Below are 23,866 nucleotides of genomic sequence, written 5' to 3' on the forward strand. Positions count from 1 at the left end.
TCGCCGCGGATGTCAAGGACTGGTTCAGGATTCGTCGGCGAGCCACGAAAACACGCTTGACCACCCCTCAAGTTGGCGTGCGTGTGGTGGCGGGCTTCGTGCAGTTTTCTCCGATCGCCCGGCAAACTCGGCTGGACTCGACAGAAACCCGGGCCTGCCCCGACAGAATGCGGCACATGCCCCAAGGCAATCCCTCTCCCTCCGCCACGCTGCCCCTGCGCGACGCCGCGCACCTGGACCACCGCGCCGATCCCGCCCCCTCGGTCGACGCGCCGGCCGGTGACGCCCACAGGGAACCGGGCAATGCCCAGGTCTCCCAGTGGCAGAAGCCGAAGTCGACGACGCCCGCGCGCCAGCCCGCTGCGGTCGCGAGCAGCCCCTATGGCTTCGCGCCGATTCCGCCGCAGTCGATCACCAGCTTCGTCGCCGGCATCGCCGAACCGCTGCTGTCGGTGCTGGCGCTGCTGCTGATCACCACGCTGGCCGACGAACCGATCGACCGGGCCACGCAGCTGCTCAGCCTGGGCGTGCTGGTGCTGACCTTCCCCGGAACCAACCGCTTCCATGCCTCGCCCAAGGTGGCGCTCGGCGGCATCGTGTCGTCCTGGCTGGTGGTCTGCAGCGTGCTGGGGCTGGTCGGCTTCGCGACCGACTCGGTCAAGTTCTACACGCCCGAGGTGCTGGTCGCGTGGCTGGTGGCCGCGCCGCTGATGCATTTCGGCCTGGCCTTGAGCGGCCACGCGCTGCTGCGCCACATGGCCCGCAACCCGCAGCTGCGGCGCGCCGCCCTGGTGATCGGCGCGGGCGAGGTCGGTCAGCGCATGGCCGAGGTGCTGCGGCAACGTGCCTCGGTGGGCTACGACTTCGTCGGGTTCGTGGAGGACCGCGAGCTCGACCGCGTTCCCGGTGCCCGCGCTGCGGACATCAAGGGCACGCTGGCCGAGATCCGCGAGGTGATCGCCCGCCACGGCGTGCGGGACGCCTACATCACCCTGCCGCTGGGCGCGCAGCCGCGCATCACCCAGCTCGTCAGCGCCCTGCAGGACGCCGCCTGCACGGTCTACTTCGTGCCGGATGTGATGCGCGTGCAGGTCATCCAGGGCCGCGTGCGCAACATCGACGGCATGCCGGTGGTGGGCCTGCTTGAGAGTCCCTTCATCGGCACCAACGCACTGCTCAAGCGCGGCAGCGACATGGTGCTGTCGACGCTGATCCTGGCGCTGATCGCGCCGCTGATGCTGGCCATCGCGCTGGGCATCAAGCTGAGTTCGCCGGGGCCGGTGATCTTCCGGCAGCGCCGCCACGGCCTGGACGGCCGCGAGATCGTGGTCTACAAGTTCCGCTCGATGACGACGATGGACAACGGCGCGGTGGTGCGCCAGGCCACCCGCGACGACGTGCGCGTCACGCCCTTCGGCCGTTTCCTGCGCCGCACCTCTCTGGATGAGCTGCCGCAGTTCATCAACGTGCTCCAGGGCCGCATGAGCATCGTCGGACCGCGCCCGCACGCACTGGCCCACAACCAGCAGTACCGCGAGCTGATCAAGGCCTACATGGTCCGCCACAAGGTCCGCCCGGGCATCACCGGCTGGGCCCAGGTCAACGGCAGCCGCGGCGAGACCGACACCACCGACAAGATGGCCGAGCGGGTCCGCCTGGACCTCGAATACCTGCGCAACTGGAGCCTGGCGCTGGACCTGCGGATCATCGTGAGAACCGCCTTCCTCGCCTTCTTCGACCGCAACGCCTATTAATTTTGGGCCCCCGGTTCCGGGTTACCGGAACCACCCCCCGCGGGGGTACCGGCCGCCTTGGGGCGGCCCTGCGGCGGCCGGTGGGGTCGACCTGTCACATTAAAAGGTGCTCGCCGGCGTTCTCGCCGCCGAGGATGACGTAGTTGACGCGTCGCAGGTCACCGAGGACCTTGCCGCCGGCGTAGCTGATCGAGCTTTGCAGGTCCTCCTGCATCTCGCGCAGCGTGTCGGACAGCTTGCCCTTGACCGGTTCGAGGATGCGCTTGCCCTCGACGTGCTTGTATTCGCCCTTGTTGAAGTCGCTGGCCGAGCCGTAGTACTCCTTGTAGAGCTTGCCGTCGACCTCGACGGTCGAGCCGGGCGATTCCTCGTGGCCGGCGAACAGCGAGCCGACCATCACCATCGCCGCGCCGAAGCGCACGCTCTTTGCGATGTCGCCGTGGTGGCGGATGCCGCCGTCGGCAATGATGGGCCTGGTCGCCACGCGGGCACACCACTTCAGCGCACTGAGCTGCCAGCCGCCGGTGCCGAAGCCGGTCTTCAGGCGTGTGATGCAGACCTTGCCCGGCCCGATGCCGACCTTGGTCGCGTCGGCTCCCCAGGCCTCCAGGTCGATCACCGCCTCGGGCGTGCCGACGTTGCCGGCGATCACGAAGGTGTCGGGCAGGCGGGTCTTGATGTGGCCGATCATGCGGCGCACGCTCTCGGCATGGCCATGGGCGATGTCGATGGTGATGTAGTCGGCGCCGACGCCGGTGGTGGCCAGCTGGTCGATCACCGCGTAGTCGGCCTCCTTGACGCCCGAGCTGATCGAGACGAACAGGCCGGCCTCGCGCATGTCGCGGGCGAAGGCGACGGCGTCGAGGTCGAAGCGGTGCATCACGTAGAAGTAGCCGTTGTCGGCCAGCCAGCGCGCGATGCGCTCGTCCAGCACGGTCTTCATGTTGGCCGGCACCACCGGCAGCTTGAAGCGGCGGCCGCCGAACTCGATCGAGGGATCGCACTCGCTGCGGCTTTCCACGCGGCATTGGCGCGGCAGCAGCAGGACGTTGTCGTAGTCGAAGATTTCCATCGCAGAAGGCTCTCGTCAGGTCACGCCGAACCCTCGGGCTCGCGATGAGCGTCGTCATCGCGCATCGGGCGCGGCGTGGTATCGCAACGGCGTTGTCGCAGTGCCGTCACAAGGCTGCGAGCGCTTGACCTGGGACCGGGCCGGGCCCTCCGAAGGCCGCCAGCGTGGGCGGTGGAGGGCACGGACAACCGGGCTCAGAATTTGGGCCCGGTGTCTGATTTTACGCATCGCCCCCACGCTCGGCGAGCCTGGCGGGCAAGGCCCCGGCGAGGGTGCGGGACGATCCTTCAGCGGTGGCGCGGGCCATGACGCGACGCGCCGGCCCAGCCACCGCTGCGCGGCAGGTCCATCGACAGGTCCAGCGGCAGGTCACGTCGCGCGCCCGGCATCGGGTCCGGGTGGCGCACGCTGCGCAGGTCGTCGGGAATGGTCGGCGCATGGTCGTCGAGCATGGCGGTCATGGTGAAGCGAGACATCACCTCGTTGCCCAGCGCGCCCAGGTCACTGAGCGCCGAGTCGGTCCACTCCAGCATGTCCCGTGTTTCCATGCCGGCCAGCGACGAGGGCGTGCCGCCGTCACCGGCCGGGTCATCGTCGCCATCGAGCGAGGCGCCCGGCTGCGAGCTGACGTCGACCACGAGGCGATCGCCGCCCGACAGGCGGGCCTCGATCAGCGCCTGTTCGGCGCGCTCCACCAGATCGACCTCGTCGAAGTCGCGCCGGAAGCCGGCCAGGCCCAGGCTCAGCGTCAGGCCGCCGGCCTCGTCGCCGGACGTCGCCGCCGCACGCTGCAGGGCCCGGCGCAGGCGACCCAGCACCTCGCTGGCGCCGCGCAGGTCGGTGGCCGGCAGCAGCATGGCGTAGGACTGGATGCCGATGCGCGCGACCAGGTCGTTCTCGCGTTCGCAGGCACCGGCCAGCAGGCGGGCGATGCGGCGCACCGCTGTCTCGCCGGCCCGGCTGCCCTTGGCCTGCATGTAGGCCGGGAAATGGTCGATCTCGGCCAGCACCAGGCTGAGGTTGTCGCCGGCCCGCCGCGCGCACAGTGCCTCGGCACGCAGGCGCTCGTCGAAGCCCTGCCGGTCGGTCAGGCCGGTGCCGACGTCGGTGCCGCCCAGACGGTGTTCGCCGGCGCTGCGCGGACGCTGGGCCGACGGGTCGGTCAGGCTCAGCACGACGCCATCGGACAGCGGCGCGACATGGACCGCGATCGGCCGCGGTGCCGCCTTGTCGTCGTTGAGCACGCGCTGCAGCTCGCGGGCGCTGCCGCCGTGCATCGCGGCGACGCAATCGGCGGCCAGGTCCAGCTGCGGCCACAGCACCAGCGCACCGGCCACGGTGCGGCCGACCAGCTCGGAGGTGTCGACGCCCAGCAGGCGCCCCAGCGCCGGGTTGGCCAGCGTGATGCGCCAGTCGCGCACGACCTGGCGCTCGTCCAGCAGGGCCCGCAGGCCCAGCATCGCGGTCGGGCTGGCCTGCAGCACGTGGTCGACGTGCTGGTGGCGCCACTCGTGGACGCGGCGGTCGATCAGCAGCCAGTCACGGCCTTGTGCATCCTTGAGCGGCAGCAGCAGCTCGCGCCAGCTCAGCACCGGCTGACCGGACTGGCCCCAGTCGATGCGGCATCGCGGCCTGCGGCTGTCGAGCACCTCGATCGCCGCGGCCAGCAGGGCTTCGGCGCCCTGCCAGCTCGACAGCAGCTTGCCGGCCAGGTCCTGCTCCGTCTGGGCCAGGTGGACGAGGCCCTGGCGACGCACGCGCAGGTCGCCGGGGCCCTCCCGCCGCAGCAGCAGCCAGTGGCCAGCCATGGCCGACCAGCGGTGGCCCTCGAAGGCGGACGGATCGACCGGCTGGCCCGGTGCGCGCAGGGTCTGCCAGGCCTTGAGCAGCAGCGCCTGATCGGCCTGGATCACCGTGGCGGTGATGTCGGGCGCGGCGTTCGGGGCTGCCTTGGCGGCGGCGGCAAGGGTCGAGGACGTCATGGCGGATGGGCAGGTCGGACGCGCCGGACAGCGGGCGCTGGCGTCCCCCAGTCTCCGTGCCGCAGGGCACGGCATTCGATCGGAAGGACACGAAATCCAGAATACCCACGCGACCGGATGTCCCCCATCCCCGATTCAGGCGAACAGGCTAGCCAGCTGAACCGTGGATGTTTTGCCGACTCGGGGCGCGTCTCCCTCTAGCCACACCTGCGCCCTCGCCTGCCCCAGGTCGCGCAGTTTTTCCAGAAACGGCCGATGCGCCAGCAGCTTGGTCTCGCTGGCGAGGTGGCCCAGCGCGTCCTGGGCGTCGATCAGGTGCCAGCGCAGCCGGCGCAGGCGCTGCTGGCGGACGCCGGACAGGCGCGCGGCGAACCAGTTCTCGCGCCGGGCGGCATCGCAGGCCAGGCCGATCTGGGCGGCCTCGCAGCGGAAGGTCGCGTTGAAGGCGATCTCGGCGGCGCGCACGCGGATCTCGGCCACGCTGGTCGGCGGGTGTGCGCCCGGCGCGGCATAGGCCAGCGGGCTGAGCATGACGATCAGCAGGTCGTCGGCCTGCGCACCGTCGCCAGCCGGCTCGACCAGCGGGGCCAGCGCCGGGTTGGCGCTGTAGCCGCCGTCCCACCAGGCTTCGCCGTCGATCTCGACCGCGTGGTGCAGCGTCGGCAGGCAGGCCGAGGCCATCGCCATGTCGACCGTCAGCTCATGCTCGCGGAACAGCCGCAGCGCGCCGGTGCGGGCGGAGGTCGCGGCGATGTGCAGCCGCACCGGGCTGGCCGCGCGCAGGCGCTCGAAGTCGACGCAGCGCAGCAGCAGCTCGCGCAGCGGGTTCAGGCCCAGCGGGTTGAGCTGGTAGGGCGACAGCAGCTGGGTCCACTGCAACGCGACGCGGGCGACCGGCGCGAGGCCGGGCTGGTCCGGATCGCCGCCGGCGAACCACTCGAAGGGCAAGGCGGTGCCGACCTCGAGCCAGAAGGCCGCCAGCGCCTCGCGCGCGGCATCCGGATCGCCGCCGCTGCGGGTCAGCCCGTCGGCCAGCACGATCGCGTTGAGCGCCCCGGCGCTGGTGCCGCTGACGGCGTCGATCGCCCAGCGCCGTTCGGCCAGCAGGGCGTCCAGCACGCCCCAGGTGTAGGCGCCGTGGGCGCCCCCGCCCTGCAGGGCGAGGCTGAGGCGGACAGGGCTGCGGAACACGTTCATCGGCACCTTCCTGCACCCAGGATGGGCGCGATGCTGCAGTGCAGTATGGCCACAAAAATAGAATGCCCGGATGAATGGTCAGCCGTCCTACCCCAGCGTCCCCCCGAGCCTGCTCGCCAACCTCAACCCGGAGCAGCTCGCGGCGGTCACGCTGCCCGCCGAACCGGCGCTGATCCTGGCCGGCGCCGGCTCCGGCAAGACCCGCGTGCTGACCACCCGCATCGCCTGGCTGCTGCAGACCGGCCAGGTCGGTCCGGGCGGGCTGATGGCGGTGACCTTCACCAACAAGGCGGCCAAGGAGATGGTCACGCGGCTGTCGACCCTGCTGCCCTACAACGTGCGCGGCATGTGGATCGGCACCTTCCACGGCCTGTGCAACCGCTTCCTGCGGGCCCACTGGAAGATCGCCAACCTGCCGCAGACCTTCCAGATCCTCGACAGCGGCGACACGCTGTCGGCGGTCAAGCGCGTCATCAAGGCGCTCAACCTGGACGAGGAGCGCTTCGTGCCCAAGCAGATGACCTGGGCCATCGCCGGCGCGAAGGAAGAAGGCAAGCGACCGCACGACCTGCCGCAGCACGACGGCCAGGCCCGCACGCTGGTCGAGATCTACCAGGCCTACGAGGACCAGTGCCAGCGCGAGGGCGTGGTCGACTTCGCCGAGCTGATGCTGCGCAGCTACGAGCTGCTGCGCGACCACCCGGAGATCCGCGAGCACTACCAGCGCCGCTTCCGCCACATCCTGGTCGACGAGTTCCAGGACACCAACCGGCTGCAGTACCTGTGGCTGAAGATGCTGGCCGGACCGCCCGACGGCGCCCACAGCGCGGCGCTGTTCGCGGTGGGTGACGATGACCAGAGCATCTACGCCTTCCGCGGCGCGCAGGTCGGCAACATGAGCGACTTCGAGCGCGAGTACCGCGTGCGCCACCTGATCAAGCTGGAGCGCAACTACCGCAGCTTCGGCAACATCCTCGATTCGGCCAACGCGCTGATCGCCCACAACAGCCGCCGCCTGGGCAAGAACCTGCACACCGAGGCCGGACCGGGCGAGCCGATCCGCGTCTACGAGGCCACCAGCGACTATGCGGAAGCGCAGTGGCTGCTCGACGAGGCCCAGCAGCTGCACCGCGGCGGCACCGCGCGCAGCGAGATCGCGGTGCTCTACCGCAGCAACGCGCAGTCGCGGGTGATTGAGTCGGCGCTGTTCAACGCCGGCGTGCCCTACCGCGTCTACGGCGGCCTGCGCTTCTTCGAGCGGGCCGAGATCAAGCACGCGCTGGCCTACCTGCGGCTGATCGAGAACGCCAACGACGACACCAGCTTCCTGCGCGTCGTCAACTTCCCGGCCCGAGGCATCGGCGCGCGCAGCGTCGAGCAGCTGCAGGACGCCGCGCGCAGCAGCGGCCGCAGCCTCTACCAGAGCGTCGGCGCGGTCGGCGGCGCAGCCGGCACCAAGCTGGCCGGCTTCCAGCGCCTGATCGACGATCTGCGCGAGCGCACCCGCGGCGCGACGCTGCGCGAGATCATCGAGCGCATGCTCGACGCCAGCGGGCTGGTCACCTTCTACCGGACCGAGAAGGAAGGCCAGGACCGGATCGAGAACCTGGAAGAACTGGTGACCGCCGCCGAGGCCTTCGTGACCCAGGAAGGCTTCGGCAAGGACGTCATCGCGCTGCCGGTCGACGAGACCGCGCCCGGCACCATCGCCGCGCCGCAGCCGGGCGAGCCCGAGGCGATCGCCCGGGTCGACCTGCTGCCCGATGCCGAGACCGGCGAGATCCTGTCGCCGCTGGCCGCCTTCCTGACCCATGCCGCGCTGGAGGCTGGCGACAACCAGGCCCAGGCCGGCCAGGACGCCGTCCAGCTGATGACGGTGCATGCGGCCAAGGGCCTGGAGTTCGACGCCGTCTTCATCACCGGCCTGGAAGAAGGCCTGTTCCCGCACGAGAACTCGCTGACCAGCGTCAGCGCCCACGGGGCCGACGGGCTGGAGGAGGAACGCCGGCTGATGTACGTGGCGATCACGCGGGCGCGCCAGCGGCTCTACCTGAGCTTCAGCCAGACCCGCATGCTGCACGGCCAGACGCGATACCACATCAAGAGCCGCTTCCTCGACGAGCTGCCCGAGGCCGCGCTGAAGTGGATCAGCCCGAAGAACCAGGGCTTCGGCTCCGGCTTCGAGACCAGCTACCAGCAGGCCTGGCAGCGCGGCAGCGGCCTGGGGTCGATGGTCGGCGCCGGCCGCAACCCGGGCTGGAGCCCGCCGCCGGCGCCACCGCCGTCCTGGGCTGCGCCGGTGCCCGCCGCGATGCGCCAGTCGGCCGCCAAGGACAACGGCCACGGCCTGCGCCAGGGCCAGAGCGTGTTCCACAACAAGTTCGGCGAAGGCGTCATCCTGACCCTCGAAGGCACCGGCGCGGACGCCCGCGCGCAGGTCAACTTCGGCCGCCACGGCGCCAAGTGGCTGGCCCTGAGCGTGGCCAAGCTGACCCCGATCGAGTGAACGCGATGGCCAACCTGCACGACCTCTTCGGCGTGGCCTATCCCGGCCTCCGGCACGCCCACATCGGCCTGGTCATGACCAGCGGCAGCCTGTTCGCGCTGCGCTGGCTGGCCACCCTGGCCGGCGCCCGCTGGCCCATGGCGGCCACCTGGCGGCACACCAGCATGGTCATCGACAGCCTGCTGCTGCTGGCCGGCGCCACGCTCTGGACCGGCCTGGGCCTGAACCCGCTGGCGCAGCACTGGCTGGGCGCCAAGCTGCTGCTGCTGGTCGCCTACATCGTGCTGGGCACCGTCGCGCTCAAGCGGGGACGCGGCTGGATGGCCCGGGCGCTGTGCGGCATCGCGGCGCTGGCGCTGCTGGTGACGATGTACACCGTCGCGCGACGGCACGACCCGGCCGGCTGGCTGCGCGATGTCATCGGTCACACGGCGGTCGCCACGACCCTCGCGCAGTCGTCCACCCTGCCTGGGGTCCGGCCGTTGATGAAGCGGCGGTCCGCCGGCTGAAAACGGGCGTACCGTCCGATCCGGACCCCGTCACGCACGCAGCGCCCGGCGACTCTCGCGCCAGGGACGCTCGACCGCCAGGAGAACGCCGATGAGCACCGTGCCCGCCAGCCTGCACCCCAGCCCCGCCGCCGGCTACGACAGCCCCTACGAGATGCTCACGAGCTGCCACGAACGGGTCGAACGCATGCTCGGCCTGCTCGAACGCCTGAGCGAGCACGTCACGCGCCACGGCGCCGACACCAACGCCCGCTCCGCCGCTGCGGACCTGTTGCGCTACTTCGACCTGGCCGCGCCACACCACCACGAGGACGAGGAACGCCACGTGCTGCCCCGCCTCGAAGCCCATGGCCATGCCGCGCTGGCCGAGCGCCTGCGCGGCGAGCACCGCCGCATGGACCAGCAATGGCGCGCGCTGCGCCCGCTGCTGGTCACGCTGACCGAAGGCCATGCGCCGGCCCAGGGCCTGCACGACGTCGCCGGCTTCGCGGCGCTCTACCGGGTCCACATCGCGGTCGAGGAAGACGAGGCCTATCCGCTGACCCGCCCCGGCCTGGATGCCGCCGCGCTGCAGGCCATGGGCGACGAGATGGCCCGCCGGCGCGGCGTGCGCTGAAGCGGTCCCCGTTCACGCGCCAGGGCCAGCCGGCTTGACCGCTTCGGTTCCGATGCCTATATTACTGACCAGTCAGTCATTAACGTCCTTTCCCACCCCGGAACGATGACCGGCTGACGCGCTTGCCTGACCGCCCGACCGCCTGACCGTGATCCAGCCCCTCCTCGAACCCGTCGAACACGTCGAATCCACCGACGCCAGCGCCCCGTCGCACCAGCGCCGCAAGGCCGAGCGTCCGGACGAGCTGCTCGACGCCGCGCTGTCGCTCTTCGTCGAGAAGGGCTACGCCGCCACCCGCATCGACGAGGTCGCGCGCCGCGCCGGTGTCTCCAAGGGCACGCTCTACCTGTACTACGCCAGCAAGGAAGAGCTGCTCAAGGAGGTCATCCGCAGCCGGCTGTCGACGCCCATCGCCGAGGCGATCGAGACCGTCGCCGCGCACACCGGCAGCACCGCCGAGCTGCTGACCGAGGTGGTCGCGCCCTGGTGGGCCGGCGTGATCGGCAGCGACGCCTCGGGCGTCTTCAAGCTCATCATCACGGAGGTGCGCAACTTCCCGGAGATCGCCGAGTTCTACAACCGCGAGGTGGTCGAGCCCGGCCATCGCGTGATGGAACAGGTGATCCGGCGCGGCATCGGCCGGGGCGAGTTCCGCGAGGTCGACGTGGCTGCGGCGGTGCATTCGCTGCTGCTGCCGATGATCATGCTGTGCGTGCACCGGCATTCGCTGGGCGCCTGCGAGGCTGCCGCCTCGATCGGCGAGCCGCTGACCTTCATCAAGGCCCATTTCGAGCTGCTGTTGCGGGGTCTGCGACAGATGCAACCGGACGTCGCTGCCGTGCCAACGGCCGCCTCCTAAAATCGCGGGTTTACTCGCAACCCCCGCGCGCCACCCTCGAATCGCGCGACACCGGAAGGCCAGAACACCATGAACGTCGAACAAGCCCGCTTCAACATGATCGAGCAGCAGATCCGTCCGTGGGACGTGCTGGACAGCTCGGTGCTGTCGCTGCTGGCCGTGGTCAAGCGCGAGGACTTCGTGCCCGCCGCCCATCGCACGGTGGCCTTCATGGACCTCGAGGTCCCGCTGCCCGCCGGCCAGGCGATGCTGGCCCCGCGCGTCGAGGCCCGCCTGCTGCAGGAACTGGCCCCGCACCGCCACGAGAAGGTGCTCGAGATCGGCGCCGGCAGTGGCTTCATGGCCGCGCTGCTGTCGCACAAGGCCCAGCAGGTCGTCGCGCTGGAGAACCGGCCCGAGCTGGTCGCGATGGCGCGCGAGAACCTGCGCAGCGCCAAGATCATGAACGTCGAGGTGCGCCAGGCCGATGGCAGCGATGCCGCCGCCGTGCAGGGCCCCTGGGACGCGATCCTGCTGTCGGGCTCGGTGGCCGACGTGCCGCCGTCGCTGCTGCAGCAGCTCAAGGTCGGTGGCCGCCTGGTCGGCATCGTCGGCCAGCTGCCGATGATGCGGGCGCTGCGCATCGTGCGCAGCGGTGACGCCACCTGGCGCACCGAGACGCTCTTCGACGTCGTCGCGCCGCGCCTGGATGGCTTCGGCGAGCCGACCCGCTTCAGCTTCTGATCCGGGGCCAGCCGCGCACGCCATGCAGCAACTGACCGTCGCCCAGATCGGCTCCCAGCTCGCGCAATGGCGCGCCGAGGGCCGACGTCCGGTGTTGCTGGACGTGCGCGAGCCCTGGGAGTGCGAGACCGCCAGCATCCGCGAGCCCGACCTGGACTTGCGGGCCATCCCGATGCAGCAGATCCCCGAGCGCCTGTCCGAACTGCCGGCCGACGAGCCGGTGCTGGTGCTCTGCCACCACGGCATGCGCAGCCTTCAGGTGGCCCTGTTCCTGGACCGGCAGGGCTACCCCCATGTGTTCAACATCATGGGCGGGATCGACGCCTGGTCCCACCTGATCGACCCATCCGTGCCGCGCTACTGAAGCGCCGGCGCGGGCGCTCCCGCCACTCCCCTGAGGCCCACCCGAGGACCCCCGATGACCGTCACGTTCCGTCGCAAGCCCCTGTCCCTGCTGATCCTGGCGGCCGTGCATGGCCTGGGACTCGGGCTGCTCGCCGCACCGGCCCAGGCCGAGAACCTGCGCGAGCTCTACGACATCGCGCGTGGCTACGACGCGTCCTACCTGGCCGCGCTGTCGCAGGCACAGGCCAGCCGGGCCCGGGCCGAACAGGCCGAGTCGCTGCTGCGTCCCACGGTCGGCCTGAGCAGCGGCGTCTCGCGCACCCAGACCGACACCCCGGTCAGCGGCATGCGCGGCCTGAACACCGCCAACGTCGGCATCAGCGCGGTCCAGCCGCTGTGGAACCAGGCCAACTCGGCCTCGGTGGACAAGGCGCGCAAGTCGCTCGACCTCATCGAGGCAGACCTGTCCACCGCCGAGCAGGATCTGATCGTGCGCGTCACCCAGGCCTATTTCGACGTGCTCGGCGCACGCGACACGCTGGCCACGGCGCAGGCCAACAAGAAGGCCATCAGCGAGCAGCTGGCCTCGGCCCGGCGCAACTTCGAGGTCGGCACCGCGACCATCACCGACACGCGAGAGGCCCAGGCCCGCTTCGACCTGGCCACCGCCCAGGAGATCGCGGCCGACAACGACCTGCGCAGCAAGAAGATCGCGCTGGACCAGCTGGTCGGCAAGACCGGCATCGAGCCCGCACCGCTGCTGCAGCCGGTTGCCCTGCCCACGCTGGCGGGTGACGAGGTCGAGTCCTGGGTCAGCAAGGCCGGCGAGGCGCCCAGCGTGCGCAAGGCCCGCACCGCCTACGAGATCGCGCAGCTGGAGACCCGCCGCACCGACGCCGGCGAACGTCCCACGCTGGACCTGGAAGGCACGGCCGGCGTCGCCCACAACTCCGGCGCGGCGGCCAACTCGGCCGGCGGCACCGGCTTCGCCAAGAACGCCAAGGTCGGCCTGACCTTCAAGCTGCCGCTGTACACCGGCGGCGCGCTGCAGAACCAGGTCAGGGAAGCCGTGGCGCTGGAGGAGAAGTCGCGCAACGACCTCGACAACGCCCGCCGCGCGGTCGCCCAGGCGACCCGCCAGGTCTACTTCGGCGTGCAGTCCGGCCAGGCCCAGGTGAGCGCGCTGGAGGCGGCCGAGTCCTCGTCCAAGCTGGCACTGGAGGCGACCCAGACCGGCTACCGCGTCGGCGTGCGCGTCAACCTCGACGTGCTGAACGCGCAGACCCAGCTGTTCTCGACCCAGCGCGACCTGGCCAAGGCCCGCTACGACGTGCTGGTCAACGGCCTGCGCCTGCGCCAGGCGGCCGGCGTGCTGGCCCCGCAGGACCTCGACACGGTCAACGGGCTGCTGGCGAAGTGAGGCGCTCGGGCGCTGCCGGGTGCCTGTCCGTCAGCGTCCGTCAGCGTCCATCCATGACCGCCAGGATCGCCTCGGCCATGCGCTGTGCGGCGCCCTGGTGGGCGCCCGCGTAGGCCCGCGCAGCGGCCACCATCGCGGCATGACGATCGGCCTGGGCGCACAGGTCCAGCGCGGCCTGCACGCCCGAGGGCAGATCGTCCACCCGCACGGCCGCGCCCTGCGCTTGCGCCCACTGCGCCGCGTCGGCGAAGTTGAAGGTGTGCGGCCCCATCACGACCGGACAGCCGCAGGCGGCCGCCTCGATCAGGTTCTGGCCACCCAGCGGCGCGTAGCTGCCGCCCAGCAGCGCGACGTCGGCCAGCGCGTAGTAGGCCGCCATCTCGCGCATCGAGTCACCCAGCCAGACGTCGGCATCGACCGCCTCGCCGCCCGGCCCGTCGGCCCAGCCGCTGCGGCGTGACAGGCTCAGTCCCTGAGCCACCACCAGCGCCGCGACCTCGTCGAAGCGCTGCGGGTGGCGCGGCACCAGCAAGAGGCGCGGGCGCTGTCCGGGCCGACCCGGCCAGCGCGCCATCGCCGCGATCCAGGCCGACAGCAGGGGCGCGTCCTCGCCCTCGCGCCAGCTCGCGGCCAGCACGACCGGCCGGCCGGCCGAGGTCTGCCGCCACCGCTCGCCACGGGCCAGCAGGGCCGGGTCCGGGCGCAGGTCGAACTTCAGGTTGCCGCTGACCCGCACCTGTGGTGCGCCGGCCGCGCGCAGGCGCTGCGCATCGGCCTCGGTCTGCGCCAAGGCCAGCGCCACGGTGCCAACCGCCGGGCGCATCAGCGCATCCAGTCGCAGGGCCTTGCGCAGGCTCTTGTCCGACAGCCGCGCGTTGGCGATCACCATCGGCACGCCGGCCCGGGCGGCCGCATGCTGAAGGCCGGGCCAGACCTCGGTCTCCATCAGCACACCGACGGCCGGCCGGTGACGGCGCAGGAAACGCCGCACCGCGCCGGGCGTGTCGAAGGGCAGCCAGCGCTGCGCGTCGCCGTCGCACAGCAGCGTCGCGGCGGTCTCGCGGCCGGTCGCCGTGCCGCTGGTCAGCAGCAGGCGCAGGCCCGGCCGGGCCGCACGCAGGGCCTGGATCAGCGGCTCGGCCGCGCGCGTCTCGCCCAGCGAGACGGCATGCAGCCAGAGCGCGCCAGGCGGCGTCCGGTCGCCCAGGCCCAAGCGCTCGCCGACCGCCAGGCCGTAGGCCGGTTCGCGCCGCGCACGCCAGCACAGGCGGGCGACCAGCAGCGGCGTCAGCAGCCGCAGCAGCGTGGCGTAGGCATTGCGGGCCAGCGCGGCGCGCAGCGGCGTCACGGCGGGTGCCGTCCCCGGCGACGAAGGGCTCAATGCGCCGCCTGCTGGACCTGCGCCTCGGGCATGACGCGGCGCAGCGCGGCCATGAAGTCGGCCTCGATGCGGTGCAGCGCCGCCTCGGTGTGGCCCTCGAAGCGCAGCACCAGCACCGGCGTCGTGTTGGATGCGCGGATCAGGCCGAAGCCGTCCGGGTAGTCGCCGCGCAGGCCGTCGATGGTGCCGATCGTGGCGCCGGGGAAGTCGGCCTGGGCGATCAGGCGCTCGACGATCTCGTGCTGGTTTCCGGCCGGCACCGCGACGTTCAGTTCGGGCGTGCTGTAGCTGGTCGGCAGGACCTTGAGGACGGCGCTCGGATCGTCGAAGCGAGACAGGATCTCCAGCAGCCGCGCGGCGGTGTAGGTCGCGTCGTCGAAGCCGTACCAGCGCTCGCCGAAGAAGATGTGGCCGCTCATCTCGCCGGCCAGTGGCGCGCCGGTCTCGCGCAGGCGGGCCTTGACCAGCGAGTGGCCGGTCTTCCACATCATCGGCACGCCACCGGCGTCGAGGATGCCGGCGGGCAGGCGCTGCGAGCACTTGACGTCGAAGATGATGGTCGCCCCCGGCTGGCGGGCCAGGATGTCGCGGGCGAACAGCAGCATCTGGCGGTCCGGGAAGATGATCTCGCCGTCGCGCGTGACCAGCCCGAGCCGGTCGCCGTCGCCGTCGAAGGCCAGGCCCAGCTCGGCCTCGGTCGCGTGCACGACCTTGACCAGGTCGGCCAGGTTCTCGAGCTTGGACGGGTCCGGATGGTGGTTGGGGAAATGGCCGTCGACGCGGCTGTACAGGTCGATGACCTCGCAGCCCAGCGCACGCAGGATGCCGGGAGCCGAGGCGCCGGGAATGCCGTTGCCCGAATCGACGACGACCTTCATCGGCCGTGCCAGGCGGCAGTCGCTGGTGATGCGGTGGCCGTACTCCGGCACGATGTCCATGGCCGCGATGCGCCCGCCCGGCGCCTGCACGTAGTCCTCGGTTTCCATGCGCCGGCGCAGGCCCTGGATGGTCTCGCCGTGGATGGCCACGCCGGCCAGCACCATCTTGAAGCCGTTCCAGTCCTTCGGGTTGTGGCTGCCCGTGACCTGGATGCCGCTGCGGCAGCCCTGCGCGCCACGGGTCGCGGCGACGTAGTACAGCATCGGTGTGGTGACCGCGCCCAGGTCGACCACGTCCAGCCCGGTCGACGCCAGCCCGCGCATCAGCGCGGCGGCCAGCCCCGGCCCCGACAGGCGCCCGTCACGCCCGACCGCGACCGCCTTCTCGCCGGCCGCGAGCGCCTCGCTGCCGAAGGCGCGACCGAGGTGCTCGGCAAAGGTCTCGTCGAGGGCCTGGCCGACGATGCCGCGGATGTCATAGGCCTTGAAGGCCGAGGGCGTGAGTTGCATGGTGGGGGCTGGCGCGGGCAGGCGCCGAGTGGGGTCGGGACGGGCGGGATTCTAGGGAGCCCCGCCGACCGCCCTGCCCTCGGGGGCCGTCACATCACCGCACCGAGCTGCCACGGCACGAACTCGTTCTGCCCGTAGCCATGCCGTTCGCTGGCGGTGCGTTCGCCGGAGGCCGTGCGCAGCATCTGCCGGAAGATCTGTTCGCCGATCTCGTCGATGCTGGCCAGGCCGTCCACGATGGGGCCGCAGTCCAGGTCGATGTCTTCCTGTTGACGCTGCCAGAGGGCCGTGTTGGTCGACAGCTTCAGCGACGGCGACGGCGCGCAGCCGTAGGCCGAGCCGCGGCCGGTGGTGAAGCAGATGAGGTTGGCCCCGCCGGCGACCTGGCCGGTCGCGGAGACCGGGTCGTAGCCCGGCGTGTCCATGTAGAGCAGGCCGTGCGTGCCGGCCGGCACCGGCTCGGCGTACTCGAGCACGTCGACCAGCGCGGTCGTGCCGCTCTTGGCGATGGCACCGAGCGATTTCTCGAGGATGGTGGTCAGCCCGCCCGCCTTGTTGCCCGACGAGGGGTTGTTGTCCATCTGCATGTGGTTGCGCGCGGTGTAGTCCTCCCACCAGCGGATGCGCGCCAGCAGCTTGTCGGCCACGCCCTGCGAGACCGCGCGGCGCAAGAGCAGGTGCTCGCCGCCGTAGATCTCGGGCGTCTCCGACAGGATGGCGCTGCCGCCGTGCGCGACCAGCCGATCGACCGCCGCGCCCAGCGCCGGGTTGGCGCTGATGCCGGAGTAGCCGTCCGAGCCGCCGCATTGCAGGCCGACCACCAGGTGACGGGCCGACACGGTCTGGCGCTGCACCCGGTTGGCGTCCGCCAGCAGGCGCTGGACCGCCTCGATGCCGCGCGCCACCGTCCTGGCGGTGCCGCCGCTGTCCTGGATCGTGAAGGTCACCAGCCGGGTGCCCTCCTCCAGGGCCTCCTGGGCCACGAGGCCCTGGATCTGGTTGGTCTCGCAGCCCAGGCCGACGATCAGCACCGCCGCGAAGTTGGCATGCCGCGCGTAGCCGCCCAGCGTGCGCCGCAGCACCGTGATCGGCTCGCCCTCGCTGGCGGTGGCGCAGCCCGCGCCGTGGGTCAGCGCGACCACGCCGTCGACGTTCGGATAGGGTGCCAGCGCCTGCGGGTGGATGTCGCGGCGGAAGTGGTCGGCAATCGCCCGTGCGGCGGTGGCCGAGCAGTTCACCGAGGTCAGGATGCCGATGTAGTTGCGCGTCGCGACACGGCCGTCGGCCCGCACGATGCCCTCGAAGGTGGCCGGCTCGGCCGGTGCGGCCGGATGGCGCGCATCGACGCCGACCTCGTGGCTGCGGGCGAACTCGGCATAGCGCAGGTTGTGGCTGTGCACATGCTGGCCGGCCGCCACGGCCGCGCTGGTGTGGCCGATGACCTGGTTGTAGCGCCGCACCGGCGTGCCTTCGGGCAGGTCGCGCAGCGCGATCTTGTGGCCCGGCGGGACCAGGCCCGCCACGGTCACGCCCAGGCTCTCCAGCCGGGTGCCGGACAGCAGCTGGCGGCGCGCGATGGCGACGTCATCGGCGGGATGGATGCGGATGGCCGGATCGGTCCGGCTCGGGTCGTGACTCATGTGCGCGCTCCTGCTCAGCCGTCGATCAGCGCCGGGTCCCAGGCATGCACCGACTGGTGCTGCTCGCCCAGGCCGGCGATGCCCAGGCGCATGCGGTCGCCGGGCTTCAGGTAGACGGCGGTCGGCTTGATGCCCATGCCCACGCCCGGCGGCGTGCCGGTGGTGATCAGGTCGCCCGGGTAGAGCGTCATGAAGCGGCTGATGTAGCTCACCAGATGAGCCACGCCGAAGACCATCGTGCGGGTGTTGCCGGTCTGGCGGCGCACGCCGCTGACGTCCAGCCACATGTCGAGCTGCTGCGGGTCGGCGATCTCGTCGGCCGTGACCAGCCAGGGGCCGACCGGACCGAAGGTGTCGCAGCCCTTGCCCTTGTCCCAGGTGCCGCTGCGTTCAAGCTGGTACTCACGCTCGGACACGTCGTTGACGACGCAGTAGCCGGCCACGTGCGCCAGCGCCTCGTCCTGACCGACGTAGCGGGCGGTCTTGCCGATCACCACGCCAAGCTCGACCTCCCAGTCGGTCTTGACCGAACCCTGCGGCAGCACGACCGGGTCGTTGGCACCGACCATCGTGCAGGTGTGCTTGGTGAACAGCACCGGCTCGGCCGGCACCTGCGCACCGGACTCGGCCGCATGGTCGGCGTAGTTCAGGCCAACGCACAGGAACTTGCCGCAGCCGGTCCACGGCAGGCCGATGCGCTGGTTCGCCGCCAGCAGCGGCAGGCGCTCGACGTCGACGGCACGCAGGGCGGCCTGGCCTTCGGGCGTCAGCGTGCGGGCGCTGATGTCGTGCAGCAGGCCGGACAGGTCACGCGGCCGTCCGGCGGCGTCGAGGATGGCGGGTTTCTCATGGCCCTTGGGGCCCAGTCGCAACAGCTTCATGGCGCGGTTCTCTTGGATCGGGATGGGTCGGACGTCAATTGGACCAGCCGCCGTCGATGACGTGCACGGTGCCGGTGGTGAAGGCGGCCTCGTCGCTGGCCAGGTAGACCGCCAGCATCGCGATTTCCTCGGCGCTGCCAAGCCGGCCCATGGGCTGGCGCGAGACGAACATCGCCTCGACCTCGGCTTCGGACTTGCCGCTGGCCGCGGCCTGGGACCGGATGCGCTCGCGCAAGGACGGCGACTCGACGGTGCCGGGGCAGATCGCGTTGCACCGCACGCCGCGGGCCACGTAGTCGGCCGCGACGGACTTGGTCATCCCGATCACCGCCGCCTTGGTCGCGCCGTAGACGAAGCGGCCCGGCGCGCCCTTGATGCTCGACGCGACCGAGGCCACGTTGATGATCGAGCCCCTGCCCTGCGCCAGCATCCCCGGCACATGGGCTCGCATCATCCGGTACATGGCCCGCACGTTGAGGTCGATGGAGAAGTCGAAGGCGGCCTCGTCGCAATCGAGGATGCTGCCGGCATGCACGTAGCCGGCGGCGTTGAACAGCACGTCGATGGGGCCGACCCGGGAGGCCAGCGCGGTGATGGCCTCGGCATCGCGCACGTCCAGCACCTGGGTGCGGATGGCGCCGCCGCCGTCGACCGCCAGGCGTTCGAGCAGCTCGGCATTGATGTCGGTGGCGATCACCTGGGCACCCTCGCGGGCAAAGGCCCGAGCGGTGGCGTGGCCGATGCCCTGGCCTGCGGCGGTGAGCAGCGCGGTCTTGCCGGCCAGTCGTCCAGTCATGTCGAAACTCCTGCAGGAATGCGTTCGAAGGTGCCGTCCGTGGCGGTGCGCGAGCGGCCCGCGCGGACGATCAGGTGCGCTGGGCCGGACCGTCCAGCGCACGGTCCAGGTGGGTGTAGCCGCCGTCGACGACCACCCACTGACCGGTGGTGTGCGACGAGCGGTCCGACAGCAGGAAGACCACCGTGTCGGCGATCTCCTGCGCGGTCGTGAAGCGCTGGCCCAGCGGGATGCGGCGCTCGATGGCCCGCCGCACCGCCTCGGGGTCGGGCATCTTGGCCAGCTCGCGTTCGTACATCGGCGTGAGCACCTCGGCGACCACCACCGCGTTGGCACGGATGCCGTCGCCGCGCAGGGCCACGGCCCATTCGCGCGTCAGGCCGAGCATGGCGCCCTTGGCGGCGGTGTAGCCGCTGGTGTCGCCCTGGCCGGTCAGCGAGGTCTTGGAGCCGATGTTGACGATGGACCCGCGCGCCGCGCGCAGGTGCGGCAGGCAGAGGTGGGCCATCAGGTAGACGTGGGTCAGGTTGCGCTCGATCGAGCGCATGAAGGGCTCGCGGCCAGCCGCCAGGTCGACGTGGTCGTTGACGCCGGCGTTGTTGACCAGCCCGGCGATGCCGCCGTGGCGGGCCACCGCATCGGCCACGGCCTGCGTGCAGGCGGCCTCGTCGGTGAGTTCGACGCGGTGGAAGCTGCAGGCCGGCTGCAGGGCCTGCAGCTCGGCCGAGAAATCGGGCGACAGCGGGGCGCGCCCGAAGATGACGGGAATGGCGCCTTCCTGGGCCAGCGCACGCGAGATCGCGGCGCCGATGCCGGAACCGCCGCCGGTCACGATGACCGGCTTGCCGGCGAGGTGGAGGTCCATGTCGGTCGGAGATGAGGCTAAGGCTGAGGCTGAGGCTGCGGCGACCCACCGCAGGAGGCTGGGCGGCAGGCCCCTTCAGCCCGCCGCCCCCCACCCGGTCCCCGACCCTGCACCCGCGCGGTGGTCAGCCGGCGGCACGACGTGCAGGACAGGACCCCACCTGGGTCAGGATCGATCAGTCGTACAGGACGGCCGCGATCTTCGGGTCGGCGATGTTGGACTTGTCGTACCAGTAGAAGCCGGTGTCGATGCGGTTCGGCACCTTCTCGCCCTTGGCCGCCTTCAGGCCGTACTCGACGACCTTGTAGCCGATGCCCACGGGGTTCTGGGTGATCGAGCCGGCGATGGTGCCGTCCATGATCATGTCCTTCTGGCCCTTGCCCGAGTCGTAGCCCACCAGGATCACGGCCGACTTGATCTCCTTCTTGGCCGTACCGGCACCGATGGCGGCACCTTCGTTGGTCGCGAAGATGGCCTTGACCTTCGGGTGGGCCTTGACCATGGTCTTGAAGATGTCGTTGGCCTTGAGCTGGTCGCCGCCGTACTGGATGTCGACGATCTTGATCTTCGGGTACTTGGCCTTGATCTGGTTGACGAAGCCGTCGCGGCGGTCCTTGCCGGTGCTGGAGACCTGGTCATGCGCGATCACGGCGACTTCGCCGTCGCTGCCGATCATCGCGGCGACCTTGTCGGCAGCCAGCGCGGCCGAGGCCTTGGAGTCCGTCGCGGCGGTGGTCACCGGCACGTCGCTGTCCACGCCCGAGTCGAAGGCGACCACGGGGATCTTCATCTCGCGGGCCTTCTTCATCAGCGGGATGGCGGCCTTGGAGTCGGTGGCGGCGAAGCCGATGGCAGCGGGCTTCTTGGCCAGGGCGGCCGAGAGCATGTCCATCTGCTTGTCGACCATCTGCTCGGTCTCGGGGCCTTCGTAGGTGATCTTCACCTTGAAGTCCTTGGCCGCCTGCTCGGCGCCGGCGCGCACGGCCTGCCAGAACTGGTGCTGGAAGCCCTTGGAGATCAGGGGGATGTAGACCTCCTGGGCCTGGGCGGCCGAGCCGAAGCCGGCCAAGGTCATCGCGGCGGTCAGGGCCAGAAGTTTGCGCTTGCAGATCATGGATGTCTCCTGTTGTCGGGCTGCTTGGATGGAGGGGCGAGCCGCGTGTAGAACCCCGTTCACTTCAACGTCGCAGGCCACCGTCCGGCGCACATCCGCCGGCACGGTGCGGCCTGCCGGATCACTTGCGCTTGTTGCGCAGGTTGTCGGTGTAGACGGCCAGGATGATGATCAGGCCGGTCAGCACCATCTGCCATTCCTGCGCCACCGACATGATGCGCAGCCCGTTGATGAGCACGCTCATGATGAAGGCGCCGATCACCGTGCCGAGGATGGTGCCGGTTCCGCCGGCCAGCGAGGTGCCGCCGATCACGACCGCCGCGATGGCATCGAGCTCGTAGCCCTGTCCGAGCGCCGGCTGGGCCGAGTTCAGCCGCGAGGCCACCAGCAGGCCGGAGATGCTGCAGATCGCGCCGCTGAGCGTGTAGACGATGACCTTCCAGCGGTCGGCGTTGACGCCCGACAGGCGCACCGCTTCCTCGTTGCTGCCGAGCGCGAAGGTGTAGCGGCCGAGCTTGGTCTTGTTGAGGATGATGACGCTGACCACGCACACGCTCAGGAAGATCAGCGCCCCGTTGGGGATGGGCAGGAAGGGCAGCACCTTCTCGACCACCGAACCCAGCGAGATCGCGTCGAAGCCCTCGACGTCGCTGAAGTAGATCGGCCGGGCCTCGGTGATCAGCAACGAGGCGCCCTTGAGCAGCATCATCATGCCCAGCGTGGCAATGAAGGGCGTGACCTTGAGCTTGGTGATGACCAGGCCCGAGGTGGCGCCCACCAGCGCGCCCATCACGATGGTGGCGGGCACGCCGATGATCATCGGCCAGCCCCAGTTGGTCATGAACACGCCGGCCATGACGGCGGTGAAGGTCATCAGCACGCCCACCGACAGGTCGATGCCGGAGGTGATGATGACGAAGGTGCAGGCCACCGCCAGCACGCCGATCACGTTGGTCGCCTGCAGGATGCCGATGAAGTTGTCCATCGTCATGAAGGCGTCGGGCTTGAGCACGCAGAACACCGCGATCAGCGCGACGAGGCTGGCGAAGGCCAGCAGCTTCTGGCGCGCAGCCGGATGGAACAGGCCTCGGCGCGGACCGGTGGCGTCGATCGGTGGCGTTGGCTGTGCTTGAGTGGTCATGGCGGGCGGGTCGAAAGGTGAGGCGGGGGGAAGAAGGCGGCGCGTCGTTCGGACCGTGTCGGTCAGGCGGGCTGGCCGGCCAGGTCGTCGACGCTGTCCGCCGGGTCCACCGACGAGGGCCGCAGCGTGGCCAGGTGCATGATCGATTCCTGTGTGGCCTCGGCCGCGGCGAGCTCACCGGTGATGCGGCCTTCGCACATCACCAGCACGCGGTGGCTCATGCGCAGCACCTCGGGCAGCTCGCTGCTGATCATCACGATCGCCTTGCCCTGCGCGGCCAGCGCGTCGAGCAGCTTGTAGATCTCGCTCTTGGCGCCCACGTCGATGCCGCGTGTCGGCTCGTCGAAGAACAGGATGTCGCAGTCGCGCAGCAGCCATTTGGCGATCACGATCTTCTGCTGGTTGCCGCCCGAGAGCAGGCGCACCTGCTGCTCGACCGAGGGCGTCTTGATCGCCAGGCGCTGCACGTAGTCGCGAGCGGTGGCGTGGATGGCGTTCTGGTCGAGCCAGAAGCCGCCGCTGCTGAAGCGGTCCAGCGTGGCCAGCACGACATTGGTCTCGACGTCCAGGCCGGTGGCCAGGCCGTAGCGCTTGCGGTCCTCGGACAGGTAGCCGATGCCGTGCGCCACCGCGTCCTGTGGCGAGCGGATCTGCACCTTGCGGCCACGCACATGGACCTCGCCAGCGTCGATCGGGTCGGCGCCGAAGACCGCGCGCGCCAGCTCGGTGCGGCCCGCGCCCATGAGGCCGGCCAGGCCGAGGATCTCGCCACGGCGCAGCGTGAAGCTGGCGTTCCTGATCGCGTGGCCGCGGCTGATGCCCCGCACGTCGAGCAGCACCTCGTTGGCCGAGGTGTCGGGCACGACCCGGTGGGCGGTGTCGAGCGTGCGGCCCACCATCATCGAGATGATCGTCTCCATCGGCGTGCCGGCGGTGGGCACCGTGCCGATGTACTGGCCGTCGCGCATGACGGTGACGCGGTCGGAGATCTGCTTGAGCTCGTCCATCTTGTGCGAGATGTAGACGATGCCCACGCCCTGCGCCTTCAGGCCGCGGATGATGCGGAACAGCTCGGCGATCTCGGCATCGTTCAGCGCCGCGGTCGGCTCGTCCATGATCAGCACGCGCGAGTCGAAGCTCAGCGCCTTGGCGATCTCCACCATCTGGTGCTTGGCCACGGTCAGCTCGCCGACGACGGTGCGCGGATCCAGGTGCAGGTGCATGCGCGCGAAGATCGCCGCCGCCTGCGCGTTGATCGCATCCTCGTCCAGCACCAGGCCGAAAAGCTTCATCGGCTCGCGCCCGACGAAGATGTTGTGAGCCGCGCTCAGGTGGTTCATCAGGTTGAGTTCCTGATGGACGATGCCGATGCCCAGCGCCTGCGCGGCACGCGGGTCGGCGATCTCGACCGGCTGGCCGTCGATCCTCACCTCGCCGGAATCCTTCTGGTAGACGCCGGCCAGCACCTTCATCAGCGTGGACTTGCCCGCGCCGTTCTCGCCCATCAGCGCGTGGACCTCGCCGCCGAGCAGTTCGAACCGCCCACGGTCCAGCGCCTTGACGCCGGAAAACGCCTTGCACAAGTCGGTGATCTGGACGATCGGCGTGCCGCGCAGGGCGGGCGTGGAAGGTGCGGCTGTGCTCATGTCCGGGAAATGATCGAATGCCTTGATTTAG

The 23,866-nt window shown here is 70.6% G+C and carries 20 protein-coding genes; 8 read left to right on the forward strand and 12 right to left on the reverse strand.

The genetic code is table 11. The features are described from left to right. Positions 1–176 precede the first annotated feature (176 nt). On the forward strand, positions 177–1,754 hold the full coding sequence (locus tag Q8X39_RS07485; RefSeq protein ID WP_305749024.1) for an undecaprenyl-phosphate glucose phosphotransferase: 1,578 nt from the start codon (positions 177–179) through the stop codon (positions 1,752–1,754). A 94-nt stretch (positions 1,755–1,848) separates the two neighbouring features. Here Q8X39_RS07485 and Q8X39_RS07490 read toward each other — a convergent pair whose 3' ends face one another. The 3 genes from Q8X39_RS07490 to Q8X39_RS07500 form a co-directional block, all read right to left on the reverse strand. Further along, positions 1,849–2,826 (reverse strand): GMP reductase, encoded by a 978-nt coding sequence (locus tag Q8X39_RS07490; RefSeq protein ID WP_305749025.1) that lies wholly within the window; start codon positions 2,824–2,826, stop codon positions 1,849–1,851. A gap of 287 nt (positions 2,827–3,113) precedes the next feature. Beyond that, entirely contained in the window at positions 3,114–4,808 is a 1,695-nt protein-coding gene (locus Q8X39_RS07495; RefSeq protein WP_305749026.1) for a GGDEF domain-containing protein, read from the reverse strand. Positions 4,809–4,943: 135 nt separating this feature from the next. Next, positions 4,944–6,005: a patatin-like phospholipase family protein gene (locus Q8X39_RS07500; protein ID WP_305749027.1), complete on the reverse strand. Its 1,062-nt coding sequence runs from the start codon at positions 6,003–6,005 to the stop codon at positions 4,944–4,946. A 70-nt stretch (positions 6,006–6,075) separates the two neighbouring features. On the opposite strand from Q8X39_RS07500, the gene Q8X39_RS07505 reads away from it, so the two are divergent. From Q8X39_RS07505 to Q8X39_RS07535, 7 genes are all read left to right on the forward strand, one after another. Then, positions 6,076–8,511: a UvrD-helicase domain-containing protein gene (locus tag Q8X39_RS07505; protein ID WP_305749028.1), complete on the forward strand. Its 2,436-nt coding sequence runs from the start codon at positions 6,076–6,078 to the stop codon at positions 8,509–8,511. A 5-nt stretch (positions 8,512–8,516) separates the two neighbouring features. Continuing rightward, positions 8,517–9,020, forward strand: coding sequence for a SirB2 family protein (locus Q8X39_RS07510; RefSeq protein WP_305749029.1), 504 nt, complete (start codon positions 8,517–8,519; stop codon positions 9,018–9,020). A gap of 91 nt (positions 9,021–9,111) precedes the next feature. Continuing rightward, positions 9,112–9,636, forward strand: a complete 525-nt coding sequence (locus Q8X39_RS07515; protein ID WP_305749030.1) for a hemerythrin domain-containing protein — start codon at positions 9,112–9,114, stop codon at positions 9,634–9,636. Between the two features lie 148 nt (positions 9,637–9,784). Beyond that, on the forward strand, positions 9,785–10,495 hold the full coding sequence (locus tag Q8X39_RS07520) for a TetR/AcrR family transcriptional regulator (RefSeq protein ID WP_305749031.1): 711 nt from the start codon (positions 9,785–9,787) through the stop codon (positions 10,493–10,495). A gap of 69 nt (positions 10,496–10,564) precedes the next feature. After that, entirely contained in the window at positions 10,565–11,218 is a 654-nt protein-coding gene (locus tag Q8X39_RS07525) for a protein-L-isoaspartate O-methyltransferase family protein (protein ID WP_305749032.1), read from the forward strand. 22 nt (positions 11,219–11,240) lie between these two features. After that, the gene (locus Q8X39_RS07530; RefSeq protein WP_305749033.1) at positions 11,241–11,582 is read left to right on the forward strand and encodes a rhodanese-like domain-containing protein; all 342 of its coding nucleotides are present in this window, start codon (positions 11,241–11,243) and stop codon (positions 11,580–11,582) included. Positions 11,583–11,636: 54 nt separating this feature from the next. Continuing rightward, entirely contained in the window at positions 11,637–12,983 is a 1,347-nt protein-coding gene (locus Q8X39_RS07535; RefSeq protein ID WP_305749034.1) for a TolC family outer membrane protein, read from the forward strand. Positions 12,984–13,023: 40 nt separating this feature from the next. Here the strand turns inward: Q8X39_RS07535 and Q8X39_RS07540 are convergent, their stop codons facing one another. The 9 genes from Q8X39_RS07540 to Q8X39_RS07580 all read right to left on the reverse strand — a co-directional run bounded on the left by Q8X39_RS07540 (position 13,024) and on the right by Q8X39_RS07580 (position 23,835). Continuing rightward, positions 13,024–14,322: a 3-deoxy-D-manno-octulosonic acid transferase gene (locus tag Q8X39_RS07540; protein WP_407067988.1), complete on the reverse strand. Its 1,299-nt coding sequence runs from the start codon at positions 14,320–14,322 to the stop codon at positions 13,024–13,026. A 38-nt stretch (positions 14,323–14,360) separates the two neighbouring features. Then, positions 14,361–15,752 (reverse strand): phosphomannomutase/phosphoglucomutase, encoded by a 1,392-nt coding sequence (locus tag Q8X39_RS07545; RefSeq protein WP_305749036.1) that lies wholly within the window; start codon positions 15,750–15,752, stop codon positions 14,361–14,363. 89 nt (positions 15,753–15,841) lie between these two features. Next, entirely contained in the window at positions 15,842–17,392 is a 1,551-nt protein-coding gene (locus tag Q8X39_RS07550) for a UxaA family hydrolase (protein WP_305749037.1), read from the reverse strand. Between the two features lie 14 nt (positions 17,393–17,406). Continuing rightward, on the reverse strand, positions 17,407–18,273 hold the full coding sequence (locus tag Q8X39_RS07555; RefSeq protein ID WP_305749038.1) for a fumarylacetoacetate hydrolase family protein: 867 nt from the start codon (positions 18,271–18,273) through the stop codon (positions 17,407–17,409). A gap of 34 nt (positions 18,274–18,307) precedes the next feature. Next, positions 18,308–19,069 carry an SDR family oxidoreductase gene (locus Q8X39_RS07560; protein ID WP_305749039.1) on the reverse strand — a complete coding sequence of 254 codons (762 nt, stop codon included), beginning with the start codon at positions 19,067–19,069 and terminating at the stop codon, positions 18,308–18,310. 70 nt (positions 19,070–19,139) lie between these two features. After that, positions 19,140–19,934, reverse strand: a complete 795-nt coding sequence (locus Q8X39_RS07565) for an SDR family oxidoreductase (protein ID WP_305749040.1) — start codon at positions 19,932–19,934, stop codon at positions 19,140–19,142. 175 nt (positions 19,935–20,109) lie between these two features. After that, positions 20,110–21,048, reverse strand: a complete 939-nt coding sequence (locus Q8X39_RS07570; protein WP_407067979.1) for an ABC transporter substrate-binding protein — start codon at positions 21,046–21,048, stop codon at positions 20,110–20,112. A 121-nt stretch (positions 21,049–21,169) separates the two neighbouring features. Then, a complete protein-coding gene (locus Q8X39_RS07575; protein ID WP_305749041.1) occupies positions 21,170–22,189 on the reverse strand; it encodes an ABC transporter permease in 1,020 nt (339 codons plus the stop codon). A gap of 62 nt (positions 22,190–22,251) precedes the next feature. Next, on the reverse strand, positions 22,252–23,835 hold the full coding sequence (locus Q8X39_RS07580; RefSeq protein WP_305749042.1) for a sugar ABC transporter ATP-binding protein: 1,584 nt from the start codon (positions 23,833–23,835) through the stop codon (positions 22,252–22,254). Between the last annotated feature and the right edge of the window lie 31 nt (positions 23,836–23,866).

The organism is Leptothrix discophora (assembly GCF_030705305.1).
Taxonomy (GTDB): domain Bacteria; phylum Pseudomonadota; class Gammaproteobacteria; order Burkholderiales; family Burkholderiaceae_C; genus Sphaerotilus; species Sphaerotilus discophorus.